A 20,603-nucleotide genomic window follows, 5' to 3' on the forward strand; every position below is an offset into this window, starting at 1 on the left:
TCGGGCATTGTAGCTAAAAATTGTTTCCGAACACAAAACTTTATACAATACAGACAAAAACTGCTAATTTTAACAGTTAAAACAGCCAAATCTATAGAGAAAGACGTTCTTTAAGCAACTTGTATCCGGTCAGGCTGGCACGCAGACAGACACCTGTTTTAAGACGAACCTGGTAACTTTCCTTGCCGAACAGTTCCACACGCATGATCTGTTCGCTATTAACGATACAGGAACGGTGAATACGGATAAACAGGTTTGCCGGCAGATGCGATTCAAAATATTTCATTGTCTGATCTTTTATATACTGTCCGTCGGTCGTGAAGAGTGCCACATAGTCACCGCTGGCCTGGATATAAAGTAACTCCTCCAGGTGGATCAGATGGATACGGCTGCCATCCTTCACAGAGATGCGATCCAGTATTGCTTCCTCTTCCGGTGACGATACGCCTGTTTCCGCCGGAGCATTTTCTTCTTTTCTCTGTTCCTCCTGTATCTCCATCTGCAACTCCTTCCAACGGATATAATACCACTGGGCCAAAATAATCCATCCCAGCAAACCCAACAAAATACGGAACGGAATGGTAGATGCAAACCAATCCATCCTATCCGGATAAACCAGCGCCCCGGCCATATATCCTCCGGTAACGGATATGATAAGGACGCCAACAGCCAATGCAATCTGGGCCTGTAATGGCCGCAATATGCCTGTTACATACCAGAACAGGAAACCGGAGACACAGAATATACCGACCGAAACCAGACTATCCAACCATGCGACAAGCCATCCCGTATGTCCGTAATAATAGAGGAGCAAGGCGCTTATGCTGCAACTGACCACAGCCAAAGCCACACCAGCCATTCTACACAGGACAGAATTTATAAACGGATGTGTCTGCATAATCAACTCTTAAATTCAATGCCACCGAACATAACAATTCCCCGTACAACCAGTATATGTTCTTTATCCATTTCCATAGAGGCATTAAAACGTTTATCCTCGCATGCCCCCATGATCGGACTGCCATGAAAATTGACCGCCCAATCCCCAGGAAGATAGATTTCCACACCGGCAAACTTACAATCGATATCAATATAGGTTTTAGCACTATCCAGCTTCGTTTTCCGCAAATCCAGGACCGTTCCCCCAAACACAGTCCTAATCCTGGCTCCTTTAAATACCGGATCTAAAATAATTTGTTCCACATAGCCAAATGTATTATCCGATTCCACATATCCGTCCGTATTAATAAAATCACTTTTTACTTTACCGGCAACGGCATTTCCCCGGATATCTTCTCCACCGGTATCCTCTCTCCGGCTATTGTAATGATAGGAGTTCTTTTTACGCGGTTCGAAGATCAGCATTAAACCGACAATGACAAAAGCAGCCGGCCAATAGACCTGCAACCAATCGCTATCCATCCACCCCAGTCGTGGCAGTAAAAATGCCGCACCAACCAAAAAGGTAATCAAACCGCCTATATAATGTCTCCGGGAAATACTCCCTATACCTATATACATTACAAGCATCTGCCAGGATACAATGATATGAAAAAGATCATCCGTGATCATGCCTGTGTTCCTCATGATCCATACGACCCCCACTACAATAAACGGGATGGCCCAAAATAAGTTTTTCCTAAGATTCATACGATATACAGTTTAATTGTTTGAGAGCAAAAGTATGCTCCTGTCAGCCTTCCGGCAATAGAAATACGTCCTATTACAGTCAAATATCGGTGAATTGCCGAATATTACCGATAAAAAAGGGAGTTATTTTTCAGAGAATGCCATATTTAAAAGAAAAAAGGCTTGCATTTCCGAATGCAAACCCCTATAAACAATTAAAGCCTGTCTCACGACAAGCCCTAACCAACTTTGTTAACCTTAAATCTAATACTATTATGAAAAAACCACGATGCAAATATACTGCTTAATCCAAACCTGTCAAGAGGTTTTATGCTAAATGGTGTTTCATACACTATAAGAAAAGCTAACAAGGTTCAATATGTTTGTTTTTTGCTTCCAAAGTGTTAAAATAAACACTTTTTATTCCTATTTCTTCTTTAATATACGTTGTGCACAGTCGGACAATACCACGATCGCTCCGGCTATGATTGCCGTATCTTTTATTACCAGCCGACCTGCTCCGGTCAGTAAGGGGAAACCATGTTCTCCGCTTCCCAAATCGGGCACCCACACTTCAGGTGTTGTCACCAGGAATGAAAGCGTACCCAATGTCATTATGATCGCCAGTCCGGAACCTATCAAGCCAATTTTCGGAGAAAAGATACCCAGGAAAGTCAGGATACCGATCGCCATGATCATAATGCCTAGTCCATGTGAAAAAATATAGGTATTGTTTTCTACATGCCACTGATGCTTGGCTTCATTGAATTCACCTTCTTTCAACTTATATTCTTTGTATTCCGGTGCACTCTTTGCATAGAAAAAGCTCATAAACGGACTGTTTGCCACAAAAGGAACGATCCCTTCCGCTTCATAATTATAGAATTTCAGCCCGCCGATCCATACGAATATAATCAGGATAGCTACGCGGATCAGGTTAATACCCAGTTTCTGTGAAGAAGCTGCAATGTTCAGAAATGTGTCGAATAAATCTTTTAATTTAGTAGTCATGTCTTTCTTTGTTTATCAGTTTAACTTATGATGCAAAGATCCGACATTTTTCCCCTATGGGAAATGGCAATTCTACCGGATAATTTGACAATTATTCCCTTAAACACAATAAAGCCGGTTAACAGAGGTATATTTCCCGTCAACCGGCTTTATAAATGATCCGTTATCGGAACTATTTTAATTACGAACTCCCAGCTCCACCAGTTTCTGTTCGTCCAAGGCATATTTGCGTTCGATACTCTGCAAAAGCTCTTCACTGATATTCAGAGGACGGTTCAGCTTCTTCATCTCCCGGTATCCTTTATAGACCTGCGTGATCATCTTGCGGGGATTGAAAACAAGCGATGAAGTGATCCAACACCCATGCGTACACCAGCAGTTAGCCTTGTCACCATGACCGATAGCGGCAATCTCTTGTTTCATGGCATCGCTCTCCATAATCTTTGCGATATTGCAGTCATAATCCTTGACATTACCGAGCGGTTCGCGAAGTTCACAGGCACGGAAACGACCGTCATAGTCTATTACCAGTGTTGTTTCGCCGGCCGTACAATCCATACCCCAGGGTGTCGGATGATCGATATTGGTCGCACGTACATTATATAATGTACGTATGAAACCCAGGTAGAAGAAACGGGCGATAGGTTTTCTGAACCCACCGGTTTCCTCCGCCATACGCTCCCCATATACATTATAAATAGGAACAACCTTATCCTGCAAGGCGCGTAGAGTAGGCTCGGTAAGAACCTTCACTCCGTCGTCGCGGGTCATACCGCGTGCAGCTTCAATAATATGATTGGAAAGATGGAAACGTCCCAGCATCCATATCATCAGATCCTCGACCTCATTCTCGTTATATTTGGTGATTACGGTGGCCAGGTTTTTCAACACCCTGCCGTCGTCAGCAAAGTTTTTTTCAATCAGCTTCAGTGTCCCCATCGCTTTGTAGAAATTGCCGGGAACGCCGCGCTGTATATCATGCGTATCACCGAAACCGTCCAAAGAAAGGCTCAGGTTGATATTCAGTTCCGGACAATTCTGGCGGATCTGTTTTACCCAGGCGACGATCCGGTCAGGCTTCAATCCGTTGGTAGGGATATTCACGTCCTTTATCTCGTTATTCTTGTAGAACATCTCTATAATTTCAGGTAACTCCTCACGCAGTGTCGGTTCACCGCCGGATACCCACAAACGGTTGAACTGCCCGGCTGTTTCGGAGATTGTCTTGATTTCTTCAAAAGTCAGGTCTTTCTCCTTTTTATCCATGTCTTCTGCATAGAAACACATTTTACATTTAGCATTACACCGTCCTGTGACAAACAGGAAAACAGATTCTAATTTTCTGTTTGTGCTCATTGTCCTGAAAGAGCTCTTTGTTCTTTTCGTACTCATTGTTATTATCGATTAGATTTCTCTATTAGTATTAGCTCCCATATCTTATTTAGCAGATAGACAAATATATACCATCCCAACAAATCTATCAGCAAGACTTGAAAACATTCGCAAATTTCAACTATTATACAGCACAAAACAATCTCCATTTGTGGGATTCGATGTTCTATATTTAAGATTATCGACTAACTTGTCTCAAAAAAACTATCTTTGTACATTCAATTAAGTGTATATAAAAGTATGGAAGACAATATTCCTAAATTCGACCTCCCCGTAGATTTTATTGTAGGAAACAGTATTACAGGTGAAATACTGAACCAGTACGGACGTTTCCCGTGCAAGATCAAGGCTGGCATATTCGTGCTTTGCGTACAAGGGACAGTCCACGCGACTGTAAACTTAACTGAGTTTACCATCCGGAAGAACGACTTTATCACCTTACCCCCGGGTTGCTTCATTCAGATACATGAGGTTTCCGATGATGTAAAACTGTGTTTTGCAGGCTTTTCTTCCGTATTCGTCAGCCATATCAATTATATAAAGACGATTACGAACTATCTGCCTGTCATATTCGACAGTCCGATCATGCCTCTGCCGGAACATATATCCTTACTCTACCAACAGGCTTTCGACTTGCTGATCAATGCTTATTCCATGCCTAAAACCATCGAGAACAAGGAGATTATCAAGGCAATCTTTACTATCTTCATGCAAGGGGTTATTGAATTATACAGGAATCATACGCCATATAGCAATGCTCCCATGACGCGTAACATGGAAATATGCCGGGAGTTCGTACAACTGGCGATGGAAAACTACACGAAAGAGCATAGCGTGTCTTATTACGCCAAAAGGCTCAACATCACCTTGCAGCATTTCTGTTATGTGATAAAAAAGGTCAGCGGACGGACTGCATTGGATATCCTGAGCAATATCATCATTATGGATGCCAAAGCGCAGCTTAAATCGACCGATATGCCGGTCAAGAAAATTGCATTCGCCCTGGGTTTCGACAACCTTTCGTTCTTCAACAAATATTTCCGGCAACATGTAGGAATGACCCCGCAGGAATACAGGGAGAGCTAAAAAAAGGGATATGCCGGACGCAAACCCCTATAAACAATTAAAGCCTGTCTCACGACAAGCCCTAACCAACTTTGTTAACCTTAAATCTAATACTATTATGAAAAAACCACAGTACAAAGATACAGGTATTCTCCAACTTGTCAATAGTTAAAATGCTAATTAGTGTTGTATAGCATATAAGAAACACTAACAACATTCAAGATATTTATCTATGACTTCAGAAATGTTAAAATAGGGGCAAAAAAGAAGAGGCGCTGCCATAAGCAACGCCTCTCCGGACATACATATATAATGTATATTAGTCTTGCAATTTAGCACAAATGAACTCGCGGTTCAAACGAGCGATGTTGCTGACAGAGATGTTCTTCGGACATTCCATTTCGCAAGCACGCGTGTTGGTACAGTTACCGAAGCCCAGTTCGTCCATCTTGGCAACCATTGCTTTCGCACGACGAGCAGCTTCTACCTTACCCTGAGGCAACAGAGCCAACTGGCTAACCTTTGCAGAAACGAACAACATAGCCGAACCGTTCTTACAAGCAGCAGCACAAGCACCGCAACCGATACATGCAGCAGCATCCATAGCCATTTCAGCATCTGCACGAGGAATAGCGATTGAATTGGCATCAGGTACACCACCTGTGTTCACTGATACGAAACCACCTGCCTGGATAATTTTATCGTAAGCATAACGGTCTACCATCAAGTCGCGGATTACCGGGAAACCGGCAGAACGCCACGGTTCGATTGTAATAGTTTCGCCATCATTGAAGCGACGCATATAAAGCTGGCAAGTAGTTGCGCCGGTTGCAGGTCCGTGCGGATGTCCGTTTACATACAAAGAACACATACCGCAGATACCTTCACGACAGTCGTGATCGAATACGATCGGCTCTTTACCTTCACTGACCAAACGTTCATTCAAAATGTCTAACATTTCCAGGAAAGAAACACTCTGATTGATTTTGTCTATTTGGTAAGTCTCAAATTGTCCTTTATCTTTCGGACTTTTCTGACGCCAAACTTTAAGTGTTACTTTTATATCTTTATCCATGATTCTAATTTTTGTGATTGATGATTATTACTTCTTGTAGTTACGTGTTTGAGGAACAACGAACTGATAGTTCAAATCTTCCTTCAGCATAACCGGATCTTTGTCTTCACCCTGGTATTCCCAACAAGATACGTACATGAACTTATCGTCATGACGCAGGGCTTCGCCTTCCTCGGTCTGGTGCTCTGTACGGAAGTGTCCTCCACAAGATTCGGCACGGTCCAATGCATCGTGTGCCATCAATGTACCAATCTCAATAAAGTCAGCCAAACGCAATGCCTTATCCAACTCTACGTTCAGGTTATCGGCTTCACCCGGAATATATACATTACTCCAGAACTCTTTCTTCAGCTCTTTCAACATCTGGATCGCTTCCTGCAAACCTTTTGCATCACGTGCCATACCTACATGTTCCCACATGATATGACCCAGTTTCTTATGGATAGAATCTACCGACTCTTTACCCTTGATACTCATCAATTTCTTGATGCGGTCTTTGATCCCCTTTTCAGCTTCTGCAAACTCAGGCAGGTCGGTGCTGAAACGTGGAACCTGGATCTGGTCTGACAGATAGTTCTGAATTGTATAAGGCAATACAAAGTAGCCATCGGCCAATCCCTGCATCAACGCAGAAGCACCCAGACGGTTAGCTCCGTGGTCAGAGAAGTTAGCTTCACCGATAGCGAACAGACCCGGAATAGAAGTCATCAATTCATAGTCAACCCACAGACCACCCATCGAGTAGTGCAATGCAGGATAAATCATCATCGGAGTTTCGTATGGATCGTCGTTGGTAATTTCTTCGTACATGTCGAACAAGTTACCATATTTAGCTTTTACAACATCTTTACCCAGACGGTTGATGGCGTCGGAGAAGTCGAGGAACACGGCCAGACCTGTGTTGTTCACACCGAAGCCGGCGTCGCAACGTTCTTTAGCGGCACGTGAAGCCACGTCACGCGGAACCAGGTTACCGAATGCCGGATAACGGCGTTCCAGATAGTAGTCGCGGTCTGCTTCAGGAATGTCTTTCCCTTTCTTAGTTCCGGCCTGTAATGCTTTTGCATCTTCCAGTTTCTTCGGAACCCAGATACGACCGTCGTTACGCAATGATTCAGACATCAAAGTCAGCTTAGACTGGTAGTCACCTTTCACCGGTACACAAGTCGGGTGGATCTGCACCATACAAGGGTTAGCGAAGTAAGCACCTTTCTTGTAGCACTGCCATGCAGCAGAACCGTTGGAAGCCATTGCGTTAGTAGACAGGAAGAAAGTATTTACATAACCACCTGTTGCCACCACTACTGCGTGAGCAGAAAAACGTTCGATCTGACCTGTGATCAGGTTACGTGCGATGATACCGCGGGCACGGCCATCCACCTTCACAACGTCCAGCATTTCGTGGCGGGTATACATCTTTACTTTGTTCAAACCGATCATACGGCTCAAAGCAGAGTAAGCACCCAGCAACAACTGCTGTCCGGTCTGACCGCGGGCATAGAACGTACGGGATACCTGAGCACCACCGAATGAACGGTTATCCAGCAGACCACCGTATTCGCGAGCGAAAGGAACACCCTGTGCTACGCACTGGTCGATAATAGAGTTGGAAACTTCAGCCAGACGATAAACGTTTGCTTCGCGGGCACGATAGTCACCACCTTTGATTGTATCGTAGAACAGACGGTAAACAGAGTCACCATCATTCTGATAATTCTTTGCAGCATTGATACCACCCTGTGCGGCGATTGAGTGTGCGCGACGGGGAGAATCCTGGATACAGAAGTTCAATACGTTGAATCCCATTTCTGCCAGAGAGGCAGCAGCAGAAGCACCGGCCAGACCAGTACCAACTACAATCACGTCCAGACGACGTTTGTTTGCGGGGTTCACCAGTTTCTGATGATCTTTATAATTTTTCCACTTCTCAGCCAACGGGCCCTGAGGGATTTTAGAATCTATTTGAGTCATAATGATTTATTTTCAATATTGTTACACCTTAAATTAATGTCCTGCACAAACAGCTACATAGTCACCACCTACACCATTCAGGTAGAAAACGATAGTAATGATAGCAAACACTACGCAAATAACGGTTGCTACAATCTTGGAAATGCAGATCCAACGGTTCATCCAGATCGTGTTACTCCAACCGATAGTCTGAATAGCGCTCCAGAACCCGTGAGTCAGGTGGAACCACAAAGCTACGTACCATACCAGATACAGCACTGTATTCAGGATATTACCCTGGAAATAGTAGTTGATAAACGCTGCACCGTCCTGAGGAGATACGGTTGTTGTTCCGTCGCAAAGTGTTACCATGTGATTGCCTAGGAGTTCGGCGAACATCATCTTATACCAGAACTGGCTGAAGTGCAACACCATGAACAGGATAATGATAATACCCAGTACCAGCATGTTCTGAGATGCCCATTCCACACCTTTCGGACGAGCGTTAATTGCATAACGGTCGTTACCGCGAGCCTTACGGTTTTGCAGTGTAAGGAGAACAGCATACACAAAGTGAATCACAACGCCTGCTGCCAGCACCAATGTTGCTGCCACGGCATACCAATTTGCTCCCAACAATGAACAAATCATGTTATAGGCTTCTCCCGAGAAAGCAGCCGCCACATTCATTGACAAGTGGAACAATAAGAACAAAACAAGAAAAAGGCCTGATACACTCATTATCAGCTTCTTCCCGATAGAAGAATTAAGTAACCACATAAGATAATAATTTAAGTTATTTAATTGTTTTTAGAAATTCATATCAATATACTCAATTATCAGGCAAAGGTATGCTAAATACACGTATCACGCAAACGATTAAAGAAATATTTCGCCAATCAAACCTATACATTTCAGGAGGGACAAACGGTAAATCCTATTCAATAAATAAATTAACGAAAATGTAACCAGTACTAACCGGCATTTTTATATCTTCGTGGCATAATCAGGGGATCGTATGTTACAACGTAAAATGCTGAGCTTCTTATTTATGATGATTTTTATACCGTCTGTTCGTGCTCAGTGGAAAGATAGTACGAGATTCATAAATAAAGAACATGAATTTGAAACCACTTACAACAAAATATCAGAGAATAAGGTATACCAGATGCTGCGTGTCCCTGTTCCTCTTTTCGCCATTTCAGCCATAACATATGGGCAGGGCGATAAATTCCGGACATTGCGCAATACGCATACGCCCAACTTCCATTACAGATACGATGATTTTCTGCAATATACTCCGTTGCTTGCTGTTTACGGGATGAAGCTCGGCGGTGTGGAAAGTCGTAGTTCATGGCCCCGGATGATCGTATCGAACGCTTTTTCGGCAACGATCATGGCCGCTACCGTCAACAGCATGAAATATACGATCAAACGCGAACGCCCCGACGGCTCAAAGAACAACTCATTCCCTTCGGGACACACGGCAACCGCTTTCATGGCTGCTACCATCATGCACCGGGAATATGGTCTGACCCGCAGCCCGTTATATAGTATCGGGGGATATACAGTCGCCACAGCCACCGCTTTCAGCCGGCAACTGAACAACCGCCACTGGCTGAGCGACGTACTGGCCGGGGCCGGTATCGGCATCTTATCCACAGAGTTAGGGTATTTTCTGGCAGACCTGATCTTCAAGGACAAAGGCTTGAATCTCCCTGACAAGCTCAGGGAGTCTGCCCCCAAAGGAGGGCGCCCTTCTTTCCTGGAGTTCGCCGTAGGATACAGTATCATCAACGGAAGTATCGAGGTAGGTAAAAATATACGCCTGAGCTCGCCGGGAGCAACCAATGTCAGCGTAAAAGGCGGTTACTTCTTCAATCCTTATTTCGGTATCGGCGGCGAAATAACAGCGCTGGCAAGCCCGATGGCATTCGACATGTCGCTTTATACAGGAACAACCCCTTCAACCAAATATGACATCACCCGCATCCATGCCGATCCGACCGGTGTTTTTACTTTTACGGCAGGGCCTTATTTCTCGTTACCTGTAGCCAGTAAATTGCTTTTAGGAACAAAGTTCCAGGCCGGATATTCCTATCTGGTGAAAAATGAAGTGGAAATGGACTTACAGGAAAAGCACCCCCCATACGGAACCATAAATAATATTGCTTTTATGAAAGGCAACGGTAGCAGCAACTATGTTTTACGCACAGGCATTTCAGCGACCGGGATCGTCAGCCGCAACCTGGGTATCCGTATGTTCGTAGATTACGATTATACGTTCCTGAAAGCACCTTACGAAATCTTAACCAGCCTCAGAGACAGCCAACCAGTCTACGGCGAGAGCCATTTAAGCAAGCACAAAATACACTATTTTACAATAGGGGCAACCGTAACGGCGCTGTTCTGGTAATTATCAGTCAGCAGCAGGAACCAGCCGGACTTTGATATCGCTCTCCTGCCCGCTTTCCAGACTTACATCGAAAACGATACGGCAGGTTCCCTCATTGGAAGCATCATAGCTATTCTTCGATACATTATCAAGGACGGACACAGAAGTTACGGATGGACTATCAACGATCAGTTGCATACATTTGCCGTCTTTTGTCAGTTCCACCATATGACTGTCCAATACACGGGGAATGGCCCCGGTTACAATCGTCCATCTGACAGTTGCCGGCTGACTGCCAGCTTTTACACGATCAATCACCGACAGATATTTTTCATTGATCAGAGCAACTTCACGGACGGCATTTTCCAATTCTCCGCCGAACAAGTCCGTCATATTCAGAGAAGCTCCGAGTTTATGCGCTTCCGAATAGATATTTGTCACAGGTACAAAACCGTTTACATCATGGTATTTACCGTTTACAGTCAGTGTATTATGCGCCAGGTTATTATAACGGAACACATTCCAGCGCTGCCCGTTCTGCGACATATTCCATAAATCTACATTTTCCTTTTCCAGCGAATAATATTCCTGCATCCCCAGGTCCTGCACCCAGCGAACACCCGAAGCATCGAACACAAACGATCCGGCATCCATATGGGCATGGCTGGTCGAAGCCGTTCCTCCTTTTATTCCCAGATAGAAACCTTCTCCATTCTCCCAACCCGTACGGACCAGCACGACAGGCGTCTGTCCGTTAGCCGCCCACAATTTCATAGCAGGAGGCACCAGTTCATTCATTTTATATTGTGAACCATAAATCGGAATCAACGGAAGGAAACGGCTCTCCTCATCCGAAAAAGACAACTCCGCCCGACTCAACATATCCTTTTCATTCCAAAGCAGTGTAGGGTCTTGCAGCTTGTCGGCAAACCAGTACATAGCCGGCAAAGCAAAGACACTCTCACGGGAATCGCTGAAGTTAAAGCATTTACCGGTCGTTCCGGTCATAAACTGCATAAAACGGGCAGAAGCCAGAAAACCTTCAGCCGAAGAGAGACCGCCGTCAGTCCCCAAGGCGGATTCCAACGCGGCATTCAAAAGAACCTGGAAGGTAGTCCCGTATCCCCAATAATTATATCCTTCGGGATAAGCGCCATCGGGACCATAGCCCTTCAAAGTCAAGCCGACTGTAGATAAAGCACGTTCAATGATTTCACGGGCCTCTTCCGGATGATCTTCTAAAACGGCAAGTGCACCGTAAACCAGTCCGGCATTACAGACCTGGTTCCAGTTATTGGTCGCTCTCAGAAACCAGTTATATCTTTTATCCCTCGACGGGGCAAAACCTTTATTCAGAATCGCCTCCTGCACCAGCCTCCGGGCATCCGGAGATAACCGATCGAACAACCAGTCATAACCGATTGCAACCGCCATAGTCATTTCGCCCGTATCCAGAAAATGGGACGGGTTCCAATCGGTAAACGAACACACGGCAATCATTTCCTGCTCTGCCCGCAAACGATACTTATCCTCTCCTGTCATCCGGTAAGCATATGAAAGATAGAAGATACGCCGCAAGGCTTCACGCGATACGGCCAGCAACCGTTTCCCTTCTTTTTTATATGCCAGCACAGGCGTCGTGATCAGATCGTCGCATTGCCCAAGTAGATAGTTATGCAACCGGAGCATCTCCGGATTAAGAGCCAGATCGGATTTAATCTTTTGCTCCTCTCCTTTCTTTACCAGCAACCGGGGATGAGAAGGGTAAGAATCAAAGCGTATTCCCTGTGAATACCCCGAAACGAACAGGGAAAAGCAAAACACAACAAGCAGGATAGTTTTATTCATACAGGTATTATATTTAATTGGAGTTACAAACTTACATAAAAATTGAGATTTATAAGCGCGTCTAATAAAAATAAAGACCACTCCCTGCTGTTATTCCACCGACTTTCGTTATTTTAAAGTTGTAATACAAAAAAACTATATCTTATGGACAGAGTTTGTGGTCTTGATGTGCATAAAGATAGTGTCTTTATGTGTATTCTCACAGCAAACGGTGAGAAAATTGAAGATGTGTTTGGAACTTTAACACCGGAACTGGATCGCCTTCGTGACACTTTAGTCTCTCATGGTGTTGGTAAAGTTGCAATGGAAAGCACCAGTATTTATTGGGTTCCTATTTGGCGCATTTTGGAATGCGATTTTGATGTTAAATTGGTTAACCCTTATTTCATCCGTCAACTCCCTGGTCGTAAAACTGATATTAAAGATGCCCAATGGATTGCGACTGTTCTTCAGAAAGAGCTAATTAAGGGAAGTTATATTCCTGATTCAAAAATACAGGAATTACGTCAGTACAGTCGTCGTATCTTCCATTTGACTCGTCGCAAACAGCAAGCTGAATCTGCTATCGATCTAACGTTGCAACGTTGCAATATTCGTTTGAGTAATTATGTTTCTGATATTGGTTGTAAATCCATGCGTAAGGTGGTCAATGCATTAATCTGTGGTGAAACTGATTCTGAAGTATTAGCTCTGTTGGTTCACAAGCGTATTCGTAATAAACATTGTCATGAGGTTATTAAGTCGTCTTTGACTGGTATTGTATCTTCATCAGACAGAGACATGCTTAAAATGAGTTTGGAAGAAGTGGAACTTTATGATCGTCAGCTTCTTGAGTGTAAAGAGAAAATGCGAATAATTTGCGAGGGACATTATGCCGAGGAACTGGAAATCCTTCAAACAGCTCCTGGGATAAAAGAGGAAAGCGCTATGAGAATCATAGCAGAAATCGGTGTTGACATGAAAGCCTTTCTAACAGCATCAGCTTTAGTTGGCTGGGCTGGATTAAGACCGCGAAATGATCAAAGTGCAGGAAAGATCAAAGGAAGAAAGACTTTACATGGAAACAAGTATTTACGTGTTATGCTTACACAATGTGCATGGGGAGCCTGCAGGACTCAAACATCTAAATTTTATAGCAGATATCATACCTTGAAAAAGAGAATGAATCACAACAAGGCTTTAATGGCAAATGCTCGAAAGCTACTCGTTGTTATTTGGAATTTATTAGCTAAAAAGCAACCTTATATGCCATTTGTGAATTAATGGTTGCTTCTTAATGAGCGTTCCAAGACCCTTATATTTGTGGTGGAGTAAACCCCGTTTTTGCAAACTGGTATACAGGCACGCTCTGGCAAGGAATTGCGTCTGAGACAAACAAGCTCGAAGAGGAAATTATTTATCACTCTCTGCATAGACAAAATGTAGGGACAGCTACAAAGTGATCTTATTTTAACGGGAGTTCGAAATAAGGTTAGTGTAACTTTTATTACACAGAAAATAATAAGAAAAAAGGGACCCTTATACAGACTCCCTCCCAAAGATCATACATTTCATAGTCAAGACTGTGGCAATGTTATCTCTTTGTGTTTTTCATAGTTAAAATCTTTTCGTCAAAGGACAGGTTTATTTTTCTTTAATACAAACTTTTTGTTATATTTTTACACATACATGTTATTAAACATGGCTTGACTGTTATTCTGAGGAAGGTTATGGTACTTATTTCGAACTCACGTTTGTTTATTTATAGAGGAAATATAGGAAATCGCTTGAAAAAGTGTTTTCTTATCCGGAATCCTTTTAACAGACAAGAAAATACCATTTTGCTACAATTTACAACGATTAAAGATCATTTTGTATATTTTTTACGCATATACGTATCTGCTATATTTCACAAAACAGTAGAAATAGAAGATCCGAAAACACAATATTTAACACTTAGCGTATTCATATAGATTTTCACTCTTCATTTTAAACAAATTGTAATCTCGTTTAAAACGAATTTTTTTTCATTTTAAATGAAATGGAGATTTATTGCAGATGAAAAATTTGTTAATTCTGTCCAGAAAATTTATTATAAACAGGCTTTGGGACCTCAAATCACATGCTAAACAACACATTTTATCTCCAGAATGAGTAAATATCCAGACCAAATTCCAACAGCACATTCACATATTTCAAATGTACTTTACGACATTTATCAACGACTACCACACATCATCAAACATAAAGCTACATTTATTAATCAACAATTAAAATAAAGACATTCGCAATCATCCCGTAGAGCGAATAAAAACAACAAACCTGATTTAGGACACGTACAGCTCACTGACAGAAGGACTATTTGACATTTTGACACATTGACGAAAACAGTACATATATAATAAAGTCGCAAAAGTAAGTCCGAGAAGTTGAACTTTTTTACTATGTTTGCAAAAGCATAATTAAAAATAGTAATGAAGACACTGGTACACACAGAGAAAGAACATATCGAGGAGATTATCCGTAGTTGCGATGTCTGTTTCGTCGGACTGGCTGATACGGATGGTACGCCTTACGTTATACCCATGAACTTTGGCTATCGGAACGGTGTTATCTATTTACATTCAGCGCAGGAAGGCCGAAGTATCTCAATCCTGGAACGTAACCCGAAGGTTTGCATCACCTTCAGCACCGACCATGATCTGGTATTCCAGCATCCCGAAGTGGCTTGCAGCTACCGTATGCGTTCCAAAAGCGTTATCGCATGGGGTAAAGTGCGGTTTGAAGAAGACTTCGACAAGAAAACGGAAGCGCTGGATATAATTATGAAACAGTATTCGGACAAGGAATTCCGTTATTCCGACCCGGCTGTGAAAAACGTAAAAATATGGCTGGTAGACCTCGATGAAGTAACATGCAAAGAGTTCGGGGCACCGCACAAGAAATACTAAACATTTAAGAGAGTGAATATATGAAAAATCTGTTAGCAATATTTTTAATGGTGTTCCTGTTCGCTTCATGCGAAGGACCGATGGGGCCTCCGGGACGAGACGGGGAAGATGGCGGTATAACCTACTGGATATTTGACAAGGATATACAAGTTAAGTCAAGCGACTGGGAATTAGTCGACAATGGTAATAACGAACCTTTTTACATGTATGAGTACAGAATTGCCGATAAAGATTTCGACATATATCAGGATGCTTATAAAGAAGGCTTAATTACCTGTTACATGTATCTGGATCACGGCGAAGACAAAGAAGCACAAACTGCATTACCCAACCCTGTCAATCGAATAGATAAAGAGAATAACATATGGACAGAAACCTATGCTGCCGAATATACAAAAGACGGATTCATCATCTTTAAGGTGACATTCTCCGACTTCTTTACTGATCAACGGCCGCCGGAAACGCATTTCAAAGCAGTTATAACCTATTAAAAGTACACATATATCAGATATTTAATGTACTTTTGCCCAAAATAAGACTTTCGAAATAATGGGATTGCAAAAGCATAGCAAGGTATTGAATGAAACAGTAGAAAAGCTGTCGGACGAATGTTCATACAAACAACTGTTTCATGCCTACCGCGATGAAGAGGCATTGCCTTCAGGTGAAGTACTGGAGGAGATCATTGACTTGTGCCGTGCAATCCTGTTTCCTGGCTATTACGGGAATGCGCGGATCAGTACACAGACGATCCGTTTCCATACCGGGGTCAATATTGAAAAGTTGCACGAGCTGCTCAGCCGTCAAATCTATGCGGGCCTTTGCCTGGCCGACACCAGCTGTACTTCCTGTGCGGAAGAGCTGATCTTCAGCCAGGCAGAAAAACTTTCCGAAGCGTTCATTTCCACACTGCCGGAAATGCGCTGTCTGCTTGCCACCGATGCCGAAGCCGCCTACAACGGTGATCCGGCAGCACAAAACATCAATGAAGTTATCTTCTGTTACCCGGGCTTCCGGGCAATAGGCAATTATCGTATAGCGCACCAGCTTTATAAGTTGGGCGTTCCTTTTATACCCCGGATGATCACCGAAATGGCTCATTCCGAAACCGGTATCGACATTCATCCGGGAGCTCAGATAGGACATTATTTCTCTATCGACCACGGCACGGGTACCGTGATCGGCGAAACCAGTGTGATCGGGAATAACGTACGCATCTTCCAGGGTGTCAGCCTTGCCGGAGAAAAGCTGCCGCCCGATGAGAACGGGAACGCGATCCGCGGTGTCCCCCGCCATCCCATCCTGGAAGACAATGTGACCGTCTACTCCAACGCGACGCTATTGGGGAAAATACGGGTCGGCAAAGGTGCCACGATATGCGGCAACGTCTGGATCACCGGAGATGTTCCCCCCGGTGCTGTCATTACACAAAATAAAGTAACTAAATAAATATCTTTTCTTACAACGCACGCAAATGAATAACGAGACATTTGAAATGGTGGCCAAAACCCTGTACGGGTTAGAAGAAATACTGGCCGGTGAGTTATTAGCTATAGGCGCCAACGATATAGAAATTGGCCGCCGGATGGTATCCTTCACAGGAGATAAAGAAGTGCTTTACAGAGCCAACTTCTGTTGCCGCACCGCCTTACGCATCCTGAAACCGATCTATCATTTCAAGGCAAAAGATGCCGATACGGTTTATAAGGAAGTGAAAAAGGTCGTATGGGAAAACTATATGTCACTGGACAAGACGTTCGCGATCGACTCCGTGATCTATTCAGAAGATTTCAATCACTCTAAATTCGTGGCTTACCGTACAAAAGATGCGATCGTTGACTACTTTATGGAGAAGCACAACAAACGTCCTTCCGTACGTGTGAACAATCCCGACTTATACATCAATATACATATCTCGCACAACGACTGTACCTTGTCTATCGACAGTTCGGGCGAGAGCCTTCACAAACGCGGATACCGCGTGGAACAGACCGAAGCACCGCTGAACGAAGTGCTGGCTGCCGGTATGATCCTGAAGACAGGCTGGAAAGGCGAATCCAATTTCGTCGACCCGATGTGCGGTTCCGGTACGCTACTGATCGAAGCGGCTATGATCGCCCTGAACATCGCCCCGGGTATCCACCGCAAGGAGTTCGCTTTCGAGAAATGGATCGACTTCGACCAGGAACTGTTCGACCGCATCTATAACGACGAAAGCCAGGAACGCGAATTCACTTTCAAATGCTACGGTTCGGATATCAACCCGGCCGCTATCGAGATCGCCCAGAAGAATATCCGTAGCGCAGGCCTGGCCAAATACGTCGAACTGAAAACGATGCCTTTCCAGCAATATACGGAAGCGCCGCAACCGGGTATTCTGGTAACCAACCCGCCTTATGGCGAACGTATCTCCTCCCGCGACCTGCTGGGACTTTATAATATGATCGGCGAACGCGTCAAACATGTGTTTACCGGATATAAAGTATGGATACTCAGCTACAAAGACGAATGCTTCGACAAGATCGGCCTGCGTCCCAGCGAACGGATGAAGCTGATCAACGGCTCGCTCGACTGCGAATACCGTTGTTACGAAATATTTGAAGGAAAGAACAAAGACTATAAGAAAGCATTGAACGAGGAAGGCGCGGAAAGAACGGAAGATTCCGCCTCACGCCCAAGGCCCTCGTTCCCAGAAAAAAGATATGACACCCGTCCTGCAGGTCGCCCGAACTTCAAGACCGACCGCATGGACCGCCCCGACCGTCGTTTCGCCGCTGCTCACAGTGAAGACGAAAACGAACGTACATCCGCAGCACCGGGAAAACGTTTCTTCGGTGAAGAACGCGGTGACGGCCGTCCTGCCCGCAAACAGTTCGGAGGCGAACGTGGTGAACGCCCGGTTCGTCCGATTTTGCACAAAGCCGGCGAAAAACGCCCCGTCAAAATGCGTTACAAAGACGAAGACGACAGGTTCTCTAAAAACAGAAAGAACTTCGGAGACAGAAAACGCGGAGAAGGCCGTCCATTCAAGAAACCATTCAGAAGAGAAGACAACGATGACTTTGAAGATTAAACACTTCCTGGTTCTTTGCGTGTTCGCTTTATCTACATCCATGACGCTGATGGCACAGGACAAACAACTCACATTACACGACCTGCTTCCGGGAGGGAAGACACACAATAAGTTCGTCCCGGCCAGTCTCAAACAGCTACAATGGTGTGGGGACACTTACCTGTATGTCAAAGGAGACAGTATGATATGCGGCGTACCCGAAAAGAAAGAGCAGGTTGCCTTTACACGCAGCCGACTCAATGAGGCGCTTTCGGCAGCCGGACTTCCGACGGTAGGCAGCCTGCCCGGATTTTCGGTTCCCTATAAGGACCAGCCGGTACTGGCTTTTACCAGTAAAGGCCACCGCCTGCATTACAATTTTGCCGAAAACAAGATAATTGGCAATTATCAGCTGGACAGCAAAGGATCGAACTATAACTTCTGTCCGGCCAATAACTGCCTGGCATTCACGGTGGGGAACAACATACAGATTCTTTCACCGGAGAATCAGACGAGTATTGTTACACGTGAAACAAAAGATGGAATCGTCTGCGGACAGGCAGTCCATCAACGTGAATTCGGCATCAGCAAAGGACTGTTCTGGTCACCGGCAGGTTCCGCTCTGGCTTTCTACCGGATGGACGAGAGCATGGTCACAGACTATCCTATCGTCAATATCGATGCCCGCCAGGCAAAAGCCGAACCGGTTAAATATCCGATGGCCGGCATGAAGAGCCATGAGGTAACAGTCGGTGTGTACAACCTCTCGACAGGCGAAACCGTCTGGCTGGAAACCGGAACCCCGAAAGAAAAGTTCCTTACCAACATCGCCTGGAGCCCGGATGAAAAGAGTATCTATATTGCCGAACTGAACCGCGAACAGAATGAGATGAACCTGGTTCGCTATTCTGCCCTGACTGGCAAGAAAGAAGCCGTCCTTTTCACAGAAACGAACGAACATTACGTTGAACCGCAATATCCGGTACTCTTCCTCCCGAACGATCCCGGCAAATTCATCTGGCAAAGCCAGAAAGACGGATACAACCACCTGTATCTGTATGACACCACCGGCAAACAACTAAAGCAACTGACACAGGGAGAATGGGTAGTCACCCAGGTAATCGGTTTCGACGCCAAAGGCGAGAACCTGTTTATCACTTCCACCCAACCGCACATACGGAGTTCGTTCAATTACGGCACTCCGATGAATGTAAACGGCTGGAAGCTGAATCTAAAGAAGGGGGAGACATCCCTGCTGACACCGAATGCCGCCCTGGAAAGTGTACATAACCTTTCGGTCAGCGCCTCCGGCAAATATGCGATCGACAGTTACGACGCTCCGAAAATCCCGCGCATCATCAACCTGATCCGGACCAAAGACGGCAAGGAGATCAAAAACCTCCTGACCGCCCGGGACCCATACAAAGGCTACAAACTGCCGGAAATAGAAGCTGGTACCATAAAATCTGCCGACGGTACAACCGACCTGCATTTCCGCCTGGTCAAACCTGTCGGACTGGATGAGAACAAGAAATACCCGACCATCGTCTACGTCTACGGCGGCCCCCACTCACAACTGGTAACGGGCGGCTGGCAGAACGGCGTAAGAGGCTGGGATATCTATATGGCACAACGCGGCTACGTGGTTTTCACGGTCGACAACCGCGGCACATCTAACCGGGGATTCGCTTTCGAAAGCGTGATCCACCGCAACCTGGGTGTCAACGAGATGGCCGACCAGATGAAAGGCGTGGAATACCTGAAATCGCTTCCTTACGTGGATGCCGACCGTATCGGTGTGCACGGATGGAGCTACGGCGGCTTCATGACGACCAACCTGATCCTGACGCATCCCGATGTTTTCAAAGTCGGTGTTGCCGGCGGTCCGGTGATCGACTGGAGCAACTACGAGATCATGTATGGAGAGCGTTATATGGACCGTCCGCAGGATAATCCGGAAGGGTATAAGAACGCCAACCTGAAGCTGAAGGCAGGCAACCTGAAAGGCCATCTCCTCCAGATACACGGCGACATCGACCCGGTAGTAGTATGGCAACATAGCCTGGGCTTCCTGAAAGCCTGCGTGGATGCAGATACCTATCCCGATTATTTCGTCTACCCCCGCCACGAGCACAACGTGACAGGCAAAGACCGCCCGCATCTCTACGAGAAGATAACACGGTATTTCGATGACTACTTGAAGAATACGAACAAAGAGTAACTGTTTCCCCTCTTGAGAGGGGATAAGGGGTGTGT

16 protein-coding genes are annotated in these 20,603 nt (G+C 44.9%); 8 read left to right on the plus strand and 8 right to left on the minus strand.

Annotation, left to right across the window (positions count from 1 at the left end):
* Positions 1-91: 91 nt before the first annotated feature.
* The 4 genes from C825_RS01050 to C825_RS01065 all read right to left on the minus strand — a co-directional run bounded on the left by C825_RS01050 (position 92) and on the right by C825_RS01065 (position 4,032).
* Positions 92-898: a LytR/AlgR family response regulator transcription factor gene (locus C825_RS01050; RefSeq protein ID WP_010801055.1), complete on the minus strand. Its 807-nt coding sequence runs from the start codon at positions 896-898 to the stop codon at positions 92-94.
* A gap of 2 nt (positions 899-900) precedes the next feature.
* On the minus strand, positions 901-1,650 hold the full coding sequence (locus C825_RS01055; protein WP_010801056.1) for a LiaF transmembrane domain-containing protein: 750 nt from the start codon (positions 1,648-1,650) through the stop codon (positions 901-903).
* Between the two features lie 405 nt (positions 1,651-2,055).
* On the minus strand, positions 2,056-2,640 hold the full coding sequence (locus C825_RS01060; protein ID WP_010801057.1) for a DUF417 family protein: 585 nt from the start codon (positions 2,638-2,640) through the stop codon (positions 2,056-2,058).
* 177 nt (positions 2,641-2,817) lie between these two features.
* Positions 2,818-4,032 (minus strand): radical SAM protein, encoded by a 1,215-nt coding sequence (locus C825_RS01065; protein WP_009860311.1) that lies wholly within the window; start codon positions 4,030-4,032, stop codon positions 2,818-2,820.
* A gap of 240 nt (positions 4,033-4,272) precedes the next feature.
* On the opposite strand from C825_RS01065, the gene C825_RS01070 reads away from it, so the two are divergent.
* On the plus strand, positions 4,273-5,118 hold the full coding sequence (locus C825_RS01070; RefSeq protein ID WP_009860312.1) for a helix-turn-helix domain-containing protein: 846 nt from the start codon (positions 4,273-4,275) through the stop codon (positions 5,116-5,118).
* Between the two features lie 298 nt (positions 5,119-5,416).
* On the opposite strand, the gene C825_RS01075 is transcribed toward C825_RS01070, so the two are convergent.
* From C825_RS01075 to C825_RS01085, 3 genes are read right to left on the minus strand one after another with little or no spacing between them, the layout of a single operon-like run.
* Positions 5,417-6,172 (minus strand): succinate dehydrogenase/fumarate reductase iron-sulfur subunit, encoded by a 756-nt coding sequence (locus tag C825_RS01075; protein WP_009860313.1) that lies wholly within the window; start codon positions 6,170-6,172, stop codon positions 5,417-5,419.
* Positions 6,173-6,199: 27 nt separating this feature from the next.
* The gene (locus C825_RS01080; protein ID WP_009860314.1) at positions 6,200-8,143 is read right to left on the minus strand and encodes a fumarate reductase/succinate dehydrogenase flavoprotein subunit; all 1,944 of its coding nucleotides are present in this window, start codon (positions 8,141-8,143) and stop codon (positions 6,200-6,202) included.
* Between the two features lie 33 nt (positions 8,144-8,176).
* Positions 8,177-8,902, minus strand: a complete 726-nt coding sequence (locus C825_RS01085; protein WP_009860315.1) for a succinate dehydrogenase/fumarate reductase cytochrome b subunit — start codon at positions 8,900-8,902, stop codon at positions 8,177-8,179.
* A gap of 238 nt (positions 8,903-9,140) precedes the next feature.
* On the opposite strand from C825_RS01085, the gene C825_RS01090 reads away from it, so the two are divergent.
* On the plus strand, positions 9,141-10,538 hold the full coding sequence (locus tag C825_RS01090; RefSeq protein WP_010801058.1) for a phosphatase PAP2 family protein: 1,398 nt from the start codon (positions 9,141-9,143) through the stop codon (positions 10,536-10,538).
* A gap of 3 nt (positions 10,539-10,541) precedes the next feature.
* Here C825_RS01090 and C825_RS01095 read toward each other — a convergent pair whose 3' ends face one another.
* Positions 10,542-12,365: a heparinase II/III domain-containing protein gene (locus C825_RS01095; protein ID WP_010801059.1), complete on the minus strand. Its 1,824-nt coding sequence runs from the start codon at positions 12,363-12,365 to the stop codon at positions 10,542-10,544.
* Positions 12,366-12,509: 144 nt separating this feature from the next.
* Here C825_RS01095 and C825_RS01100 point away from each other — a divergent pair, with 144 nt between their 5' ends.
* From C825_RS01100 to C825_RS01125, 6 genes are all read left to right on the plus strand, one after another.
* A complete protein-coding gene (locus C825_RS01100; RefSeq protein WP_010800321.1) occupies positions 12,510-13,628 on the plus strand; it encodes an IS110 family RNA-guided transposase in 1,119 nt (372 codons plus the stop codon).
* Between the two features lie 1,190 nt (positions 13,629-14,818).
* Complete coding sequence (locus C825_RS01105; protein ID WP_009860318.1) at positions 14,819-15,295, plus strand: pyridoxamine 5'-phosphate oxidase family protein; 477 nt, start codon at positions 14,819-14,821, stop codon at positions 15,293-15,295.
* Between the two features lie 20 nt (positions 15,296-15,315).
* On the plus strand, positions 15,316-15,786 hold the full coding sequence (locus C825_RS01110; RefSeq protein ID WP_009860319.1) for a hypothetical protein: 471 nt from the start codon (positions 15,316-15,318) through the stop codon (positions 15,784-15,786).
* Positions 15,787-15,844: 58 nt separating this feature from the next.
* Entirely contained in the window at positions 15,845-16,744 is a 900-nt protein-coding gene (locus C825_RS01115) for a serine O-acetyltransferase (protein WP_010801060.1), read from the plus strand.
* 25 nt (positions 16,745-16,769) lie between these two features.
* Positions 16,770-18,368, plus strand: coding sequence for a THUMP domain-containing class I SAM-dependent RNA methyltransferase (locus C825_RS01120; RefSeq protein WP_009860321.1), 1,599 nt, complete (start codon positions 16,770-16,772; stop codon positions 18,366-18,368).
* Positions 18,352-20,568, plus strand: a complete 2,217-nt coding sequence (locus C825_RS01125) for a S9 family peptidase (RefSeq protein ID WP_010801062.1) — start codon at positions 18,352-18,354, stop codon at positions 20,566-20,568. The genes C825_RS01120 and C825_RS01125 overlap by 17 nt, the downstream gene beginning before the upstream one ends.
* Positions 20,569-20,603: the final 35 nt, after the last annotated feature.

The sequence above is a fragment of the Parabacteroides sp. ASF519 genome (assembly GCF_000364265.2).
GTDB classification, from domain to species: domain Bacteria; phylum Bacteroidota; class Bacteroidia; order Bacteroidales; family Tannerellaceae; genus Parabacteroides; species Parabacteroides goldsteinii.

Coding starts and splice junctions, on each gene's coding strand:
- C825_RS01050 (WP_010801055.1), bottom strand. CDS start 898: ATGCAGACACATCCGTTTATAAATTCTGTCCTGTGTAGAATGGCTGGT.
- C825_RS01055 (WP_010801056.1), bottom strand. CDS start 1,650: ATGAATCTTAGGAAAAACTTATTTTGGGCCATCCCGTTTATTGTAGTG.
- C825_RS01060 (WP_010801057.1), bottom strand. CDS start 2,640: ATGACTACTAAATTAAAAGATTTATTCGACACATTTCTGAACATTGCA.
- C825_RS01065 (WP_009860311.1), bottom strand. CDS start 4,032: ATGAGTACGAAAAGAACAAAGAGCTCTTTCAGGACAATGAGCACAAAC.
- C825_RS01070 (WP_009860312.1), top strand. CDS start 4,273: ATGGAAGACAATATTCCTAAATTCGACCTCCCCGTAGATTTTATTGTA.
- C825_RS01075 (WP_009860313.1), bottom strand. CDS start 6,172: ATGGATAAAGATATAAAAGTAACACTTAAAGTTTGGCGTCAGAAAAGT.
- C825_RS01080 (WP_009860314.1), bottom strand. CDS start 8,143: ATGACTCAAATAGATTCTAAAATCCCTCAGGGCCCGTTGGCTGAGAAG.
- C825_RS01085 (WP_009860315.1), bottom strand. CDS start 8,902: ATGTGGTTACTTAATTCTTCTATCGGGAAGAAGCTGATAATGAGTGTA.
- C825_RS01090 (WP_010801058.1), top strand. CDS start 9,141: ATGTTACAACGTAAAATGCTGAGCTTCTTATTTATGATGATTTTTATA.
- C825_RS01095 (WP_010801059.1), bottom strand. CDS start 12,365: ATGAATAAAACTATCCTGCTTGTTGTGTTTTGCTTTTCCCTGTTCGTT.
- C825_RS01100 (WP_010800321.1), top strand. CDS start 12,510: ATGGACAGAGTTTGTGGTCTTGATGTGCATAAAGATAGTGTCTTTATG.
- C825_RS01105 (WP_009860318.1), top strand. CDS start 14,819: ATGAAGACACTGGTACACACAGAGAAAGAACATATCGAGGAGATTATC.
- C825_RS01110 (WP_009860319.1), top strand. CDS start 15,316: ATGAAAAATCTGTTAGCAATATTTTTAATGGTGTTCCTGTTCGCTTCA.
- C825_RS01115 (WP_010801060.1), top strand. CDS start 15,845: ATGGGATTGCAAAAGCATAGCAAGGTATTGAATGAAACAGTAGAAAAG.
- C825_RS01120 (WP_009860321.1), top strand. CDS start 16,770: ATGAATAACGAGACATTTGAAATGGTGGCCAAAACCCTGTACGGGTTA.
- C825_RS01125 (WP_010801062.1), top strand. CDS start 18,352: ATGACTTTGAAGATTAAACACTTCCTGGTTCTTTGCGTGTTCGCTTTA.